Source organism: Microcoleus sp. Aus8_D2 (assembly GCF_036702665.1).
Lineage (GTDB): Bacteria > Cyanobacteriota > Cyanobacteriia > Cyanobacteriales > Microcoleaceae > Microcoleus.
Genome location: NZ_JAUBUN010000001.1, coordinates 154,943 through 172,215, shown reverse-complemented (window position 1 = coordinate 172,215; position 17,273 = coordinate 154,943). Strand labels below are relative to the sequence as shown.

Sequence of the window (17,273 nt, the reverse complement as noted above, 5' to 3'; positions counted from 1 at the left end):
GTCCGCAAAATCTCGTAGAAACCCGGTTTCTCGGCCCCGTCGTCACATCAGAAACCGGGTTTCTTGCTATATTTCTGGTTCCTGTCCGCAAAATCTCGTAGAAACCCGGTTTCTCGGCCCCGTCGTCACATCAGAAACCGGGTTTCTTGCTATATTTCTGCTTCCTGTCCGCAAAATCTCGTAGAAACCCGGTTTCTCGGCCCCGTGTGTCAACCCTGTAGTTTTGAGTTGTGAGTGGACAAGCAAAAAAAACTTTATAAAGTTTTGAAATTAGTTTTGCAGCCCAATTATTTTTGAGTTCGGTTAATCGAGATAAATTTCCTCTCAACCACCCTTCTCCGGCAGAGCCTGGAAACCAGTCAGAGAAAGAGATTGAGTCCGCTCCAGCCACCTCCCATTTCGGACAAAATACTGCTGCCAAATCAATCCCGACTAAAAAAATCGGGTATGGTTGACGGGGTAGATAGACCGTGCTAATCTTTCCTAAGACTTAGAAAACATCGCAAAACTAGAGAGTTGAGCTATGACCCAGGCGACCAGAACCCAATCCACAGCAGCAACCTTCACAGCCCTCAAATGTAAAGAATGCGGCGAAGAGTACGAACTCCAAGCCAAGCACGTCTGCGATTGCTGTTTTGGCCCGCTAGAAGTCAAGTACGACTACGAAGCTATCCGCCGCCGCGTCACTCGCCAAACCATCCAAGCCGGCCCCAATTCAATCTGGCGCTACCGCGAATTTTTACCAGTCGCTACAGATAACGTCATCGATGTCGGCACAGGGATGACTCCTCTATTAAAATCCCACCGCTTGGCCCGCCGCCTCGGTCTAAAAAATCTTTATATTAAAAACGATGCCGTGAATATGCCCACTCTCAGCTTTAAAGACAGAGTGGTGTCAGTCGCCCTCAGCCGAGCGAGAGAATTGGGTTTCACAACAGTATCATGTGCCAGCACTGGCAACTTAGCAAACTCCACCGCTGCGATCGCCGCCCACGCCGGTCTCGACTGCGTAGTCTTCATCCCCTCCGACTTAGAAGCAGGCAAAGTCCTCGGCACTCTGATTTACAATCCAACTGTGATGGCAGTTCACGGCAACTACGACCAAGTTAACCGCCTCTGCTGCGAAGTCGCCAATACACACGGTTGGGGATTTGTCAACATCAATTTGCGTCCCTACTATTCCGAAGGCTCGAAAACCCTCGGCTACGAAGTTGCCGAACAGCTAGGCTGGCAATTGCCCGATCATATCGTCGCCCCCCTTGCCTCCGGCTCTTTGTTCACAAAAATCTACAAAGGCTTTAATGAATTCATCGAAGTCGGTTTAGTGGATGAGAAGAAAGTTCGATTCAGCGGTGCTCAAGCTGACGGTTGTTCCCCGATCGCGAGCGCATACCGCGAAGGTCGCGATTTCGTGACACCAGTCAAACCGAATACAATTGCTAAATCGATCGCGATCGGCAATCCAGCAGACGGTATGTACGCCTTAGAAATCGCCCGCAAAACCAACGGGAACATCGAATCCGTCAGCGACACCGAAATCATCGAAGGCATGAAACTGCTAGCAGAAACCGAAGGCATCTTCACAGAAACCGCAGGCGGCACCACGATCGCAGTCTTGAAGAAACTCGTAGAAGCAGGTAAAATCAATCCCGACGAAACAACCGTCGCCTACATCACCGGCAACGGCTTGAAAACCCAAGAAGCAGTTCAAGGCTACATCGGCGAACCCATCACCCTCGAACCAAAACTAGAAGCCTTCGAGCGCGCCCTCGAACGCGCCCGCACCCTCGAACGCTTAGAATGGCAACCAGCTTCGGTTTAATAGTTATTGGTTATTGGTTATTGGTTATTGGTTATTGGTTATCATCACCAACACATAGCTAATAGCCAATGACTAACAACTAACAACTAACAACTAACAACTAACAACTAACCATGACCGTTAAAGTTTTAATTCCCACTCCCCTGCAAAAATTCACTAACAATCAAGCGACAATAGAATGCGGTGGTGCAAACATTTCCGAACTGATTGAAGCGCTAGAAACAAATTGTCCCGGCATCAAAAAAAGCCTGTGCGACGAACAAGGAGCACCTCGCAGATTTTTGAATTTCTACGTCAACAGCGAAGATATCCGGTTTTTGGAAGGTACGGAAACTGCTCTTAAAGATGGTGATGAAGTGAGTATTGTGCCGGCGGTTGCTGGTGGTTGATTTTTAACCGCAGATTGGGGCAGATGAACGCAGATGAACGCAGATATTTGTTAAATCTATCTGCGTTTATTTTAGGTTAAAATCGAGTGATTTTTTTTGATAAAATTTGACGCTAAAAAAGCCGATTTATGAATAGGTTATTTTTTCTCACTGAGTGGCAAAGTCAATACAAACTCTGTTCCTGTTCCCAGTTGAGAATTAACCTCGATCGCCCCTCCATGTTTTTCGACAACTATTTGACGGGCGATCGCCAATCCCAATCCCGTTCCTTTTCCGACACCCTTTGTAGTAAACAAATGGTCAAAAATCTTCTGTTTCACTGACTCACTCATCCCCATTCCATTATCAGTAATCATGATTTTGACTTGGTTGTCTACCACTAAAGTTTGAATCGCTATCCGGTTAGGATTTGCCTTGATTTCATTAAACTTACGTCCAATATTTGATTCTTCTAAGGCATCGATCGCATTCGCCAGAATATTCATAAACACCTGATTGAGCTGTCCGGGAAAACAGGCAATTTCTGGAAGATAGCCGTAATCTGTAACAACTTCAATAGCGGGACGATTGTCGTTCGCTTTGAGACGATGGCGCAGAATCAGTACGGTGCTATCGATGCCTTCGTGCAGGTTGAATTTTTGCTTAGTATCGCTGTCGGCGCGGGAGAAAGTGCGGAGACTTTTGCTGATGGCGGTGATGCGAGCGCCCCCATCTTGCATCGCCCGAATTAACTTCGGCAAATCTTCCCGGACGTAATCGAGATCGATCGCTTCCAGTTCGTCTTCAATGTCCGCACCCGGTTGAGGGAATTTCTCGCCGTAAAGATCGATGACACCTAACAAGTCATTGATGTAATCTTGGGCTGCACCTACATTGCCCACAATACAACCGATCGGATTATTGATTTCGTGGGCAACACCAGCTACTAAGTTCCCTAACGCAGACATTTTTTCGCTTTGCACCAGTTGTAATTGGGCTTGCTGAAGTTCTTCTAAAGTTTGTTGAACTTGGCGATAGAGGCGAGCATTTTCTAGAGAAATAGCAGCTTGAGTACAGAGGAAGTTGAGGACGACTAGGCGATCGCTCGTAAATACACCCCTCGTTCCCCGATTTTCGAGATATAAAATTCCCGTTAAATTTCCTTGATTTAGAATCGGCAAACACAGGACACTTTTAGGCTGATGTTGTTGTAGATAATGGTCGATCGCCACCGGCAGATCGGTTTTTAGGTTGTCTAGAATGAGCGTTTCTAAAGTATTTTTGACGTAGTAAATCAGTTGAACTGGAAGTGTGGGATTGTCTTCTAGCGGTACAGTTTGCAGTGTCGTTTCTTTCAAATCGGACATTGCCCGAACTTGCCATTGTTCGTCCTGACACAGCAGCAATGCACATCGATCTGCACCCGAATTTTCCAGCATGGTTTGAGTCAGGGTTTGGATTAGATCGTCGAGTTGAATCGTGCGAGAGATTGCCTGAGAAACTTTCAGGAGTGCAGCGAAATCTAGCGTGTTATTGATGCTGGTGCTGGAGGAAATTTGGCTGCGAGTAGAGTGGAGCGAGTAAGAAGAGGTCGAAATACTGGCTAAGGTTTCTAAAACCATCAGAGGTTGAGCAGCTTGTTGCAGGATGGGTTGGAGGAGTTGGGGATAGCGTTTTTCTAAATCGTCAGTTTTGGCTTTAGCTCCCCCTAGGGCGTAACAATAGTAAGCTTCTTGCATATATCCAGCAGCAACTTTTTCCTTACCCCAATCTAGGTAGAATTTGGCTGCCAGTTCATTGCCAAGCGCTTCTTCTTGGATAAAACCGTTTTCTTTGGCTCCAGCAATAGCGCGCTCGTACATTTCAATTGCATCTGCTTTGTTTCCCAAAACTCGATGCTTTTCTGCTTCGACTAAATACCATTTGTGCAGATAATTCATCGGAGCATTTTTCGCACACTGGTGCAATGTAATTTGATGAGTTTCGACAACCAGTATAATTTCGGCTTGCTTAGTTTCTGACTCTGTGGGGAACACTGCCAATTGTGTCAGAGCAGCATAGAAATAGAAAATTGGAAAAATCACTAATCCTGATAGTGCGATTAAATACTCTTTGGATTTTATCGTGTGATCTAGAGCAGCCGGATAATTACCAAAGACATAGGCAAGCAGCATTTTGTAAATATAGACTAGGGCAAGTGAACCTACGTCATTATCCTGATGGTGCTTGGGAGCCATGACTATCTCATCATAAGCAACTCCAATCAGAGCATCTGGTTGACTCATCGTTTCCATCAAATTTTGTACCATCTGCCTGGTTATATCCAGGTATCTCTGGGCAGAATATTGATTTATCCGACCCAAGGCAACACTCAAATCTATCATCTCTGAGTCAACACTACTCAGTTCTTGTCCACCAAAATAAATGGCATAGCCATAGGCCGAACAGTTGTAACCAGCAAATAAAAAATTCCCAGTTTCTATGCCTGCTACATAGCCAGCTTTTAGTGTAGGTAATGTAGCACTCAATAGCTCTTGTTGATGCTGAATGAACGATCCAAATAAACATAGAACAATAGCTTTTACTTCCGGTATATTGGATCGATAGAGCAAATTTATTGCCAACTTACCAAAGTTATAACCCTGTTTTACCTCTCCTAAAAAAGCACACATTACCATACCATGAGCTGTATAACCAATTGTGGATGCAGGTGCATTTCCAAACTTAATTGATCGGCTCACCATTGTCAAGCTAAGTATTGGCATTAAACCGGGCATTCCCGCCGAAATCGGAGCAAACAAACGGGCTAATAGTTGCATGGCAGCCTGTGTTTGGAAATCAGTCATGACTGGCAGATCGGCTAATTCTTCAATCTGTCTACCTTGGAGTTGCTTTGCCAAGGCTTGTAGCCCTTTGCCAATAAAAGCTTCATCTGGTTCTGTGGGAAGTTCAACCCCCAATTGTTTCAAAACATCTCTGCCTACTGCGATCGCCTCCAACAGATGGCAATGTGTGGTAAGGGAAGTGATTTGAATCTCGTAAATTTTAACCTTATCTAAAATCGTCTGGGCATTCTGCAACACAACTTGTGCCATCTGTTCCATGCGGTCGATATCCCCATTCAAATAGGCGGCTTCCGTAGCAGAAACATAGAGATTCAAGGTCAATTCATATTGACTTTTCCAACTGTTGTCAGTCAATAATTCAATCCCTGTTTGTATATAAATAGTTGCCGCGACATAAGCTGTAGAACTTCTTGCCTTACGTCCAGCTTTTAAGTTGAGTTTAGCTAAGGCTTCCCGTTCCTGCTGTTGATTAATTAATGATTGTTCTAGATTTAAATGTCCCACAATATCAAACAGTTTTTCTTCTTGTTCTATCTTTGAAGAGTTTTCCTGAATTAATTGTCCAATTTTGAGATGAGTGGCTTGTTTTTGGTAGTCTGGGATCAAGGAATAGGCGGCTTGTTGGACTCGCTCGTGTAAAAAGCGATATGTTGGATTAACGCTATTTGCTGTATTAGCTTGTTCCGCGTCTTGAAAGAATTTATAGACTTGGCTGGTAGGCAAAATTAAACCTTCTTGCAACGCTTTCCACAATGCAGTTGCTGCGTCGGTAGGTGTTTGTTGGGAAACAATTGCTAAAGTGGTTAAATCGAAGCGATCGCCCACACAAGCCGCTAATTTCAACACTTGTTGCGTTGCTGCTGGCAGTTTCTGCAATTGCAATGCCATAAACTCGACTACATCGTCAGTCAGAGATAGCGCATTGACTTGGGCAATATCGCATTCCCAATAGCCGCGATCGCGATCGAAGCGAATATAGCCGTCTTCATATAATGCTTTGAGAAACTGTGTCGTAAAAAATGGATTGCCTTGAGTTTTGCGCTCGACTAATTGCGTCAGGGTTTGGGCGAGTTCCCTCGAACAATTTAAGGTATCTGCAATCAGATGATTGGTATCTGCAAAAGCCAGCGGTGCCAGGGTAATTGTATTGACGATCGCCCCCGCTTTTTTGAGTTCTTCTACAGTCAGGATAAATGGGTGAGCTGGCGATACTTCATTATCGCGATAAGCGCCCAAAACTAGCAGATAAGCATTGCTATCCATCAGCAGTTTGAGCATCTGGAGGGAAGCCAAATCTGCCCACTGCAAGTCATCCAAAAACAGCACTAACGGATGTTCGGCTGTGGTGAATACTTCCAGGAAATTTTGAAACAGTAAATTAAACCGATTCTGGGCCGCCGTTCCGGATAATTCGACAACATTAGGCTGTGCGCTGATAATTTGTTCGAGTTCGGGAATGACATCAATTATAACCTGCCCGTTTTCGCCTACGGCTGACAGAATCTGGGCTTTCCACGCAGCTAGTTGTCTGTCGGATTCGCAGAGTAATTGTCCCATAAAATCGCGCAAGGCTTGCACGAATGCTGACAGGGGAATGTTGCGATTGAATTGGTCGAATTTGCCTTTGATGAAGTAGCCTCGCTGTCGAACGATCGGCTTGTGAACTTCATTGACGACGGCTGTTTTTCCAATGCCATAAAAACCCGCAACTAGCATCAATTCTGATGTGCCGCCAGCTACGCGATCGAAAGCTTTGAGTAAAGTTTGAACTTCGGTTGCTCGTCCGTACAGTTTTTCGGGAATATTGAATCGATCGCACAGATCCCGCGTGCCAATTTCAAATGGTTCAATCTCACCGGTTTTCGATCGTCGATCTAGACAAATCTCCAAGTCATGTTTCAAACCTAAAGCACTCTGATAGCGATCTTCTGCATTCTTCGCCATCAGTTTCAGTACAATATCTGCTAGCACTTCTGGAATATTGAATTGAGTCAGAGACGGCGGTTGCTGGGCGATGTGACAATGTACCAACTCCATCGGATCGTCGGATTGGAAAGGCAATTGTCCGGCTAATAATTCAAATAACGTTACCCCCAAGGTATAGAAATCTGCCCGATAGTCAATCCCCCGGTTCATTCGTCCCGTTTGTTCTGGGGCTAAATATGCTAATGTTCCTTCCAGTCCATTGGGGTTTTTGATCTCTTGGGTTTCTTTTGGCAATAATGAGGCGATGCTAAAGTCTATTAGCTTGACTTTTTTGCTTCCTGGATTAATCAGAATATTAGCGGGTTTAATATCTTTATGAATGACTCGGTTTTGATGTAATTGGTGCAGAATATCTGCTATTTGAATAGCAAGAGAGAGGATATCTTCAACGGTCAAAGGTTTGAGTTGGAATTGAGAATCATTTAAGGAAATATCGCCGCCGTCTTCCATCACCAAGGCATAACTATTGCCAGAGGATTCTAAGCTGTAGGGGCGAACAATTCCAGGAATATCGAGATTTTTGGCGCTCGCGTACTGATTGCGAAATTGTAACAATTCGCTGAAAGTTGGGTAGGCGTTGGCGAGGAATTTGATGACCACGGGTTGGTTGTCAGATTCTCGCTGTCCTCGATAGACTAGGGTTCTAGTCCCCGTGTAAATGGCTTGCCCAATCCGATCACCCAACAACGCTACGGTCATATTTATTACACCTCGATCGCACAAATTCTCATGATCGTGATACTGGCTCTGTCATGAGAGCTTGTGTGACGGCGATCGTTTTATTGCCGATCGGATTTAGTTTCGGGTGGCATCGGAATAATATCAAATGTGGTAGCATCGGAATTAATACTAAAAACAATTAGGACACGGCAGTTTCGTGTCCCCACAATTAATCCGGGTAGGGATACGGGGGTAGGGAGACGACACTGCCGTCTCCTCGCTTGTCATTCCGGCACTGCATAATTCCGATGCTACCGGATGTGATACTATCTGCTGTTGAAAAACAAATCCCTGGCGCTTTGCGCCAGGGATTGCTGATACTAGGAAGCTACGGAGGCTACTTTTGCAGCAGTCCGAGGACGGCGGCGGCCTGTTACTTTATTCACAGGGGCGGGTACTGGGGATGGTGCTGCTGATGATGCTAACTTGGGTGCTTCGATGGAAAGTTGAGATTTTTGTACGGTTTCCGATCGCACGGCTTCTTCAGGAATTTGCATCAGGAATACTAACATCGGATTGCTTTGCAATTGGCGGCGCAGCACTCGCCCAATTGCTTTTTCGATTTGGGTTTGTACTCCTACCCAGTCAACATTAACTGGCGAGTCAGCAGTAGCAGGTAGGACAAATTCCGACCAGCGATCGCTCAAAACTGTTTCAATGGTTTGATTGATTAGTCCGATCGTTTCGGCGCGATCGGCGGATGTCACTACACCTTTTAAGTGTACTTCTGGTTTGGCAACTAACTTGCCTTCCCAGTTCAAAGCTGCCGCTACCGTTACCGCGCCATCTCCGGCCAATTGCTGGCGTTCCTTGAGGACGTTTGCTTTGACTACTCCCGATCTCGAAGAGTCTACCAATTCAATTCCTGAAGGCACTTTACCGCTAACTCGCATCGAATTTTCGGTCAACTCTACGACATCGCCATTGTCGATAATCACCATATTGCTAGCGGGAATGCCCATGCTTTGAGCTGTTTTGGAGTGCTGAACCAGCATCCGGTGTTCCCCGTGTACCGGCAAGAAGAACTTGGGACGAGTCATGTTAATCATTAACTTTTGGTCTTCCTGACAGCCGTGCCCGGAAACGTGAATGCCTTTGTCGCGCCCGTAAACCACGTTTGCTCCCAGCATCATCAGTTTGTCGATCGTGTTTACCACTGCGATCGTATTTCCAGGAATCGGGTTAGCTGAGAAAATGACTGTATCGCCTTTTCTGATTTTCAGTTCGTGATGTTCGCCGTTAGCAATGCGAGTCATCGCCGCCATCGGTTCCCCTTGGGAACCCGTCGTTAAAATCAAAACCTTGTCGTCAGGTAAGTTGCGGATTTCTTTCAACGGTTTGAAAATACTATCTTCGCATTTGATGTAGCCGAGATTGCGGCAGTGAGCGATCACGTTAAGCATCGAGCGGCCAACTACTCCGACATACCGATTGTTTTTCTTAGCCAAGTCCAAAACAATTTGCAATCGGTGTACCGACGAAGCAAAAGTCGTCAGCATCACTCTTCCCGTTGCTTGAGCGATAATTCTGTCTAAATTCGGAGCGACAGAACGTTCTGAAGCGGTAAAACCAGGAACTTCTGAGTTAGTAGAATCGCTGATCAAGCACAGCACGCCTCTTTCGCCGTACTCCGCCAGCTTTTGCAAATCAAAATGCTCGCCGTCTACAGGAGTGTGGTCAATTTTAAAGTCTCCGGTGTGAATCACAATTCCGACAGGAGTGTGAATAGCCACAGTGAAACTGTCGGCCATCGAGTGAGTGTTGCGAATGTATTCGACTAAGAAATTCTTGCCAATTCTGACCGTATCCCGAGGTCGAACTGTCCTCAATTCAGTGCGGTGAGATACTCCGGCTTCTTCCAATTTTCCCGCAAGCAAAGCCATCGCCAAACGCGGGCCGTAGATCACTGGAATTTCAAATTGTTTGAGGTGATAAGGGATGCCGCCGATGTGGTCTTCGTGACCGTGAGTCACGATCATACCTTTAATTTTGTGGCTGTTTTCCCGCAGGTAAGTCATGTCTGGGAGGACAATATTGACACCGTGCATTCCATCTGTCGGGAACGCTAAACCTGCATCTAAAAGAATTATTTCGTCGCCGTACTCGAACACACAGGTGTTTTTACCGATTTCGTGGAGTCCGCCGAGGGGAATAACTTTTAGAGCCGATGCAGTTGTATTTTTGATCATGCGTATCCTTTGTTAGTTATTTTGTTATTTGTTTCTTGTCTGTCGTCTGTCGTCTGTCGTCTGTCGTCTGCTGCTCCTTGGTAGGGCGATCTTTTCCAAATATTTATGGAAAACTCCCAGACTGGTTTTACTATCCCGTGCAGTCAGTTGTCTTCTGCGTTCACTCTTTAATCCCCAATCATTAATTATTGACTGTTAGTAAGTAGCTAACAGTTAATAATTAATGACTGATGACGTTCGCGAGCGGGGACAGCACTACTGACCGCAACTAATATTCAGTTGTCTGAAAACTCGTTCTCACCTGTCTTGATAGCTGATACTGCGGCTAGCTGACTCAGTACGTCCTTTAACTTTTGAGTTACCTCAACGGGCGGATCGCACAGGGGCGGACGGGTGGAACCTACATCCCAGCCTTGAAGTTTAAGAGCTGCCTTGACGGGAATGGGATTTGTGGTGAGAAAAAGAGCTTTAAACAGGTCAAAAAGTTGCAAGTGAATCTGGGTAGCGACTTGAACTTGACCAGTCTCGAAAGCTTCGATCATCTGTTGCAGTTGCTCTCCTACCAGATGGCTGGCTACGCTAACTACACCAGATCCTCCTACCGCCAACATCGGCAAAGTTAGGGAATCATCTCCAGCATAGATGGCAAATTCCGGGGATGTCAAGCGTCGAATTTGACTTGCTTGATCCAAGTTGCCACTTGCTTCTTTTACGGCCGCAATGTTGGGGATTTCTGCCAATCGAGCTACTGTCTCCGGCAACATATTTTGGCCTGTGCGACCGGGGATGTTATATAACATTATAGGCAATTCTGGAGCAGATTGCGCGATCGCCCGAAAATGATTGTACAAACCTTCTTGCGGCGGCTTGTTGTAATAAGGAACCACCTGCAAACAGCCGTCTAACCCGAGTTTAGCTGCTTTTTGCGTAGCTTCGACTGCTTCTGAGGTAGAATTCGATCCGGCTCCTGCGATTACCAAAGCTTTACCGGCTACTGCCTTTTGTACCACCTGAAATAATTGGTACTCTTCATCCCAGCTCAGTGTGGGAGACTCGCCCGTAGTTCCGCATAGTACCAAGCTATCCGTACCGCGATCGGCTAAATGAACTGCCAACCGTTCTGCTACCGCATAGTTAACGCTGCCGTCTTCCTTAAACGGCGTAATCATTGCAGTCAGAACCCGTCCAAACTTTACCACACTTTCTCCGATTTTAGACTGTTGATTTTTGATTTTAAATTTTTGATTTCAGATGAAAGGTTTATCTAAAATCTTCATTTCCCTTCCCAAATTCCCAACTTCAGTCTATTTGAGATTTGAGATTTGAGATTTGAGATTTACTCCACAGATGCAATCTGGGACTTTGAACTCTTAGTCTAAAATTTTGGGATCTCCACGACTTAAGTAGGGGATTTGTATCCGTTTTTTGGGCTGAGTCGCCCCTAAATAGAAGCAGCCGCTGCTGGGATTCGCAGCAAATCTTTGTCGGCGAGCAACTCGGCTATCTGCACCGCATTTAAAGCCGCCCCTTTGCGAATTTGATCGCCGCTCAGCCACATCTCCAACCCGCAGGGGTGAGAAATATCTTGGCGAATCCTGCCTACTAGCACCTCATCCTTACCGCTGGCTTCGACGGGCATCGGGAAATAATTAGCTTGCCAGTCTTCTACTAGCTTAACTCCGATCGCCTCTTTTAAGATTTCCCTGGCCTCGATCGGGCTAAAAGGCTCTGCAAACTCCAGATTTATCGCCTCCGAATGGGCGCGCAGTACAGGAACCCGCACGCAAGTTGCAGAAATTCTCATCTCGTCCGTACCAAATATCTTCCGAGTTTCGTTGACCATTTTCATCTCTTCCTCACAATACCCCAAATCGTTAATCGGCGTATTGTGCGGAAACAAATTAAAAGCCAAGGGGTAGGGAAAGATATCTGTTTTGGGAGTTTCCCCTGCCAAAATTGCTCTGGCTTGATCTTTCATTTCCTCCATTGCCCTAGCGCCCGCGCCGCTGGCAGACTGGTAAGTTGCTACAACTATGCGCTTGACTGGTTTAACTTTGTGCAGTGGCCAAACGGCAACTGCCATCAAAATTGTCGTGCAGTTAGGATTAGCAATGATACCTCGGTGAGTTGCCGCCGCTTGGGGATTGACTTCGGGAACCACTAGCGGTACCGTCGCATCCATGCGGAAAGCGCTGGAATTGTCGATTACCACGGCACCGGCGGCCACTGCTTGCGGAGCCCAGAGTTTAGAGATAGAGCCGCCGGCGGAGGCGAGCACTAGATCTACATTATCGAACGATCGCTCTTTGACTGCTTCGACCGGCAGCATCTCGCCGCCAAAAGGCAAAGTTGTGCCTGCTGAACGTTCCGAAGCCAGCAGCTTCAGCTCTGAAATCGGAAAACTCCGGCTGTGCAAAAGCTCGCTTAACTCGGCACCGACAGCGCCGGTGGCTCCTAAAATGGCAACTCGATAGGATTGAGACAAATTACTTTCCTCCACAAATTAGACTCTCAACGATCGAAATCTCAAATTTAAATACTGCAATACTCAATATTAAACTTAATTAATGTGATGCGATGCTCAGGACAGTCACTTGATGGCAAGGGTGCGGTTAACCGGAGCGGGCGATCGCCACCAATCCTAGTTTAGCATCTTTTGCCGTTAGCGAAGCCCTCGCAGAGGATCGTCGGGCACTCTATCCGCATCGGGTTAGGTTTTGGGATATATCTGCATTTTAGCAGACGCATCCATTGACTTGACGTGCCACTTATGCCGGCTGCATTGACATCACAGGGCGATATGTGCTAAGGTGCATCGGCAATTAGTGGACTTAACCTCCAGATTCCTAGCAACAATACCTAGTATCCTCAAACCAAAACTATTTGGCAAGAGCGAAAAACGTAGCCGGAAACGACTTGCAGTCTCATCCGGTAGAGGTGTTGGTAGTTGTGGCGCTACAATTCAAAACGTACAAACTTAAAATGCAGGCAAAGTCAGATTTGTATGTATTTTATTAGACTATTGTTAAATATCAAAAAAGCCGATGAAAGTAACCCAGGAAAAACTTCCAGCCAGTCAAATTGGTTTGGAAATCGAAGTCCCATCATCCAAGTCAAAACAAGCTTACGAGCAGGTAATTAAACAATTCGCTCGCGAAGTCAATATTCCTGGGTTCCGCAAAGGCAAAGTTCCCCGCCAAGTTTTGCTACAGCGCCTGGGCCAGACTCGTTTGAAAGCTACAGCTTTGGAAAATTTGATTAACGACTCGCTGCAAAAAGCCCTCGAACAAGAAAAAATTGCGGCAATTGGCAGTTTTGAACTGCGCACCGAGTTTGAAGAATTACTAGAGAAGTTCGATCCCGAACAGGCTCTGACTTTTTCGGCTAAGGTTGATGTAGAACCCGAAGTAAAAATGGGCGAGTACACCGGCTTGCAGCTTCAAGCAGAAGAAGTTAAGTATGATGAGGCTCAGGTGGATGAGGTACTGGCAAAATATCGATCGGACAAAGCTACTTTAATCCCCGTAGAAGGCCGGCAGGCTCAGTTGGGAGACGTGGCTTTGGTAGATTTCGCGGGTAGATTTGCAGAAGCAGCCGAAGGCGAAACTCCCGCAGAAATTCCCGGCGGCGATGCCGAAGACTTTCAAGTAGAATTGTCGGAAAATCAGTTTGTACCAGGCTTTATCCAAGGCATGATCGGGATGAATCCGGGAGAAACTAGAGAAGTTTCCGTGCAGTTCCCTCCGGAGTACAGCAGTGAAGAATTAGCGGGAAAACCAGCAGTCTTTACGATTACCCTGAAAGAACTTAAGGAAAAAGAATTGCCGGAGTTGGACGACGACTTCGCCCAAGAAGTCAGCGAGTTTGAAACTTTAGCAGAACTGCGCGAATCCCTGGAAACTCGGTTTAAAACAGAGCAAGAAAACAAGTTATCAGCTAACAAGGAAAAAGCCATATCAGCAGCACTGGTGCAGCTAATAGATGTGGAAATTCCCGAAACAATGCTCGCTCGCGAAATTGATTATTTGCTGAACCAACAAGCCATGCAGTTGAAAAATTATGGCATAGATATCAACCAACTGTTTACCGAAGAAAATATCGGGCCGATGCGAGAACGCTCTCGTCCCGAAGCAGTAGAAAGGCTGAAGCAGACTCTAGCTCTGGCAGAAGTAGCCAAGCTGGAATCTTTGTCTGTTGAACCCGCAGAAGTAGCAGCAGAAGTAGCAAAAGTCAGAAAGCAGTTTCCCAAAGGAGATTTTGACCCTGAAAAGTTGCGCGAATTTGTAGCAGAAGACTTGCTGAAACAAAAAACTCTGAAATGGTTGGAAGAAAAAGGCACAATCGAACTGGTACCTGAAGGCTCTCTGGCTCCAGCAGCAGACGAAGCAGCTCCAGCATCAGACGCTGAAGAGTCTGCTGAAGCAGCCACGAGCGTCATCGACGTGGAAGTAGTAGGCCAAGACTAAAACCTTCTAGTTTTGCTTGCTTCTAGAAACTACAAGGAGAAGGGTGCGCACCGCGCGCACAGATTTGTGCCTAATTAACGTCAAACGTAGTCAGAGACTGTTGTTAGATGGTCTGACTCAGATCCCCCCTAGCCCCCCTACAACCAGGGGGGGACAAGAAGCACTCAAAGTCCCCCTCCCACCAGGGGGATGCGCGGGGGATCTAGCCTAGGGGGTAAACCATATTTATCAACTCTTCAGCTGAAATTGACACGAATGCCGCGCACCTGATGCTTGCTACAACAGGGCCCGCGCGCAGGGGCTAGAAACCTGGTTTTTATGTAGATGTCTCGCCGCCAAACCAAGATTGTGCCCTGAAACCGGGTTTCCGTTCGCGCGCACTAGAAACGAGCCATGATTTGCAAGTAAGTCTTTTAACTCACTCATCCACTCCGCCAGCTTTGCGCAAAGCAAAGAAAGCAATCTCACGGACTCAAAACTCCCAATTCCCCCCCATGTCGGTTCAGAAGAGGCATAATAGTTAAAAGCTGGCGGCTTAATTTCAAGCTTTCATCAGCAGTAAATTGTCTAGAATCCTTGACTGGTGTCTTATGGTGGTATCTCAATCTTCCAATTACCTAATTACAAGCTATAACGATTTTGATGTCAGCTCTAGCCCCAGCAATGTAGTGCCGATGGTACTAGAACAGTCGGGGATGGGCGAGCGGGCATTTGACATTTACTCGCGCTTGCTGCGGGAGCGCATTGTGTTTTTAGGAACTCCCGTAACTGACGAAGTGGCTGATTCGATCGTAGCTCAGCTATTGTATCTAGATGCCGAAGATCCAGAAAAAGATGTTCAAATGTACATCAATTCCCCCGGCGGCTCGGTAACGGCGGGTATGGCAATTTATGACACAATGCAACAAATTCGCCCGGATGTGGTGACGATTTGTTACGGTTTGGCTGCGAGTATGGGCGCATTTCTGCTGACAGCCGGAGCTCACGGTAAACGGATGTCTCTTCCTAGTTCCCGGATTATGATCCACCAGCCGCTTGGAGGCGCTCAAGGTCAAGCAGTAGATATTGAGATTCAAGCCAAAGAAATCCTTTATCATAAGCGTAAGCTGAATCAATTGTTAGCGCATCACACGGGTCAACAGATCGACAAATTAGAGGCTGATACTGAGCGCGACTTTTTTATGTCAGCCGATGAAGCCAAAGATTACGGATTGGTCGATCGAGTTATCGAAAAAGAAAACCTTCCGGCTGCGGGAGAAAACGTCACTGCACTGAAATAAGAGGCTGTTATGTCTAAGTACGACTCCCATCTAAAATGTTCGTTTTGTGGCAAGTCTCAAGAGCAAGTACGCAAGCTAATCGCAGGCCCAGGGGTCTACATCTGCGACGAATGCGTTGATTTGTGCAATGAAATTTTAGATGAGGAGTTGTTCGATTCGAGTTCTGTGCCGGCGGCGGCGGCGGTTGCGAAGCAGGAAACGACCCAGAAGCGCCGCGCTACCTCCGGCAAAAGTATGTCGATGAGCCAAATTCCCAAGCCGAGGGAAATAAAAAATTATCTCGACGAAAATGCGATCGGTCAAGAGGAAGCGAAAAAAGTCCTCTCGGTAGCAGTTTACAACCACTACAAGCGCCTCAGCTTTATTCATGCCAAAAATAGTGGCAAGCACCCGCCGGAAGAAGTAGAACTACAAAAATCGAATATTTTGTTAATCGGGCCGACAGGCTGCGGCAAAACTCTCTTGGCTCAGACGCTGGCTGATATGCTGGACGTGCCGTTTGCGGTGGCTGACGCGACGACGCTGACGGAAGCGGGCTATGTCGGGGAAGATGTGGAAAATATTTTGCTGCGGCTGCTGCAAGTGGCAGATATGGACGTGGAAGAGGCGCAGCGCGGAATTATTTATATTGATGAAATTGACAAAATTGCCCGCAAGAGCGAAAATCCTTCAATTACGCGGGATGTCTCTGGGGAAGGAGTCCAGCAGGCTTTGCTGAAAATGCTGGAGGGGACGATCGCCAATGTACCACCTCAAGGCGGCCGCAAGCACCCGTATCAAGATTGTATCCAAATTGATACCAGCAATATTATGTTTATTTGCGGTGGCGCTTTTGTCGGCCTGGACAAAGTGATCGAGCAGAGAACTGGTAAAAAGTCAATGGGTTTTATTCAGCCGGGAGAAGCTGTGCCGAAGGAAAAGCGGGCCGCCGATGTGCTCAGGCAACTGGAACCAGACGATTTGGTAAAATATGGGATGATTCCAGAGTTTATCGGGCGGGTGCCGGTGGCCGCTGTGTTAGATCCCCTGGATGAGGCGACGCTGATGGCGATTTTGACTGAGCCGCGCAATGCTTTGGTGAAGCAGTATCAAAAGCTGCTAAAAATGGATAATGTACAGTTGGATTTTCAGTCGGATGCGATTCGGGCGATCGCCCAGGAAGCATACCGCCGCAAAACAGGAGCGCGGGCGCTGCGGGGAATTGTCGAAGAATTAATGTTAGATGTGATGTACGAGTTGCCGTCGCGGAAGGATGTGACGCGGTGTACGATTACTAAGGAAATGGTTGAGAAGCGATCGACTGCGGAATTGTTGGTGCTGCCATCTTCGCTACCAAAACCAGAGTCAGCTTAAAAGTAGAAGTTTTCACTCAATAGGTTCGTAGTGAGGACTTCAGTCCTTCTTCATTCCTGAGGTTCGTAGTGAGGACTTCAGTCCTTCTTCATTCCTGAGGTTCGTAGCGAGGACTTCAGTCCTTCTTCATTCCTGAGGTTCGTAGTGAGGACTTCAGTCCTTCTTAATTCCTGAGGTTCGTAGTGAGGACTTCAGTCCTTCTTCATTCCTGAGGTTCGTAGTGAGGACTTCAGTCCTTCTTCA

The 17,273-nt window shown here is 46.7% G+C and carries 10 protein-coding genes; 6 read left to right on the top strand and 4 right to left on the bottom strand.

Going from position 1 to position 17,273, the window contains the following annotated elements; all coding sequences use genetic code 11:
- Positions 1 to 523: 523 nt before the first annotated feature.
- Positions 524 to 1,822 (top strand): threonine synthase, encoded by a 1,299-nt coding sequence (gene thrC, locus QUB64_RS00740; RefSeq protein ID WP_333268956.1) that lies wholly within the window; start codon positions 524 to 526, stop codon positions 1,820 to 1,822.
- A gap of 113 nt (positions 1,823 to 1,935) precedes the next feature.
- A complete protein-coding gene (locus QUB64_RS00735) occupies positions 1,936 to 2,211 on the top strand; it encodes a MoaD/ThiS family protein (RefSeq protein ID WP_293151030.1) in 276 nt (91 codons plus the stop codon).
- A gap of 137 nt (positions 2,212 to 2,348) precedes the next feature.
- Here the strand turns inward: QUB64_RS00735 and QUB64_RS00730 are convergent, their stop codons facing one another.
- From QUB64_RS00730 to QUB64_RS00715, 4 genes are all read right to left on the bottom strand, one after another.
- A complete protein-coding gene (locus QUB64_RS00730; RefSeq protein WP_333268955.1) occupies positions 2,349 to 7,721 on the bottom strand; it encodes a trifunctional serine/threonine-protein kinase/ATP-binding protein/sensor histidine kinase in 5,373 nt (1,790 codons plus the stop codon).
- A 341-nt stretch (positions 7,722 to 8,062) separates the two neighbouring features.
- On the bottom strand, positions 8,063 to 9,931 hold the full coding sequence (locus QUB64_RS00725) for a ribonuclease J (protein WP_333268954.1): 1,869 nt from the start codon (positions 9,929 to 9,931) through the stop codon (positions 8,063 to 8,065).
- Between the two features lie 275 nt (positions 9,932 to 10,206).
- On the bottom strand, positions 10,207 to 11,130 hold the full coding sequence (gene dapA, locus QUB64_RS00720) for a 4-hydroxy-tetrahydrodipicolinate synthase (RefSeq protein WP_333268953.1): 924 nt from the start codon (positions 11,128 to 11,130) through the stop codon (positions 10,207 to 10,209).
- Positions 11,131 to 11,372: 242 nt separating this feature from the next.
- Positions 11,373 to 12,416 carry an aspartate-semialdehyde dehydrogenase gene (locus QUB64_RS00715; RefSeq protein WP_333268952.1) on the bottom strand — a complete coding sequence of 348 codons (1,044 nt, stop codon included), beginning with the start codon at positions 12,414 to 12,416 and terminating at the stop codon, positions 11,373 to 11,375.
- Positions 12,417 to 12,814: 398 nt separating this feature from the next.
- Here QUB64_RS00715 and QUB64_RS00710 point away from each other — a divergent pair, with 398 nt between their 5' ends.
- The 4 genes from QUB64_RS00710 (at position 12,815) to clpX (ending at position 17,030) form a co-directional block, all read left to right on the top strand.
- Positions 12,815 to 12,949, top strand: a complete 135-nt coding sequence (locus QUB64_RS00710; protein ID WP_333325345.1) for a hypothetical protein — start codon at positions 12,815 to 12,817, stop codon at positions 12,947 to 12,949.
- A 26-nt stretch (positions 12,950 to 12,975) separates the two neighbouring features.
- Positions 12,976 to 14,397, top strand: coding sequence for a trigger factor (tig, locus tag QUB64_RS00705; protein ID WP_333268951.1), 1,422 nt, complete (start codon positions 12,976 to 12,978; stop codon positions 14,395 to 14,397).
- A gap of 590 nt (positions 14,398 to 14,987) precedes the next feature.
- Positions 14,988 to 15,677 (top strand): ATP-dependent Clp endopeptidase proteolytic subunit ClpP, encoded by a 690-nt coding sequence (gene clpP, locus QUB64_RS00700; RefSeq protein WP_293129144.1) that lies wholly within the window; start codon positions 14,988 to 14,990, stop codon positions 15,675 to 15,677.
- Between the two features lie 9 nt (positions 15,678 to 15,686).
- Positions 15,687 to 17,030: an ATP-dependent protease ATP-binding subunit ClpX gene (clpX, locus tag QUB64_RS00695; protein ID WP_333268950.1), complete on the top strand. Its 1,344-nt coding sequence runs from the start codon at positions 15,687 to 15,689 to the stop codon at positions 17,028 to 17,030.
- Positions 17,031 to 17,273: the final 243 nt, after the last annotated feature.

Bases quoted from the DNA above. Each gene is read 5' to 3' on its own strand.
- thrC (WP_333268956.1), top strand. From the start codon at position 524: ATGACCCAGGCGACCAGAACCCAATCCACAGCAGCAACCTTCACAGCC.
- QUB64_RS00735 (WP_293151030.1), top strand. From the start codon at position 1,936: ATGACCGTTAAAGTTTTAATTCCCACTCCCCTGCAAAAATTCACTAAC.
- QUB64_RS00730 (WP_333268955.1), bottom strand. From the start codon at position 7,721: ATGACCGTAGCGTTGTTGGGTGATCGGATTGGGCAAGCCATTTACACG.
- QUB64_RS00725 (WP_333268954.1), bottom strand. From the start codon at position 9,931: ATGATCAAAAATACAACTGCATCGGCTCTAAAAGTTATTCCCCTCGGC.
- tig (WP_333268951.1), top strand. From the start codon at position 12,976: ATGAAAGTAACCCAGGAAAAACTTCCAGCCAGTCAAATTGGTTTGGAA.
- clpP (WP_293129144.1), top strand. From the start codon at position 14,988: ATGGTGGTATCTCAATCTTCCAATTACCTAATTACAAGCTATAACGAT.
- clpX (WP_333268950.1), top strand. From the start codon at position 15,687: ATGTCTAAGTACGACTCCCATCTAAAATGTTCGTTTTGTGGCAAGTCT.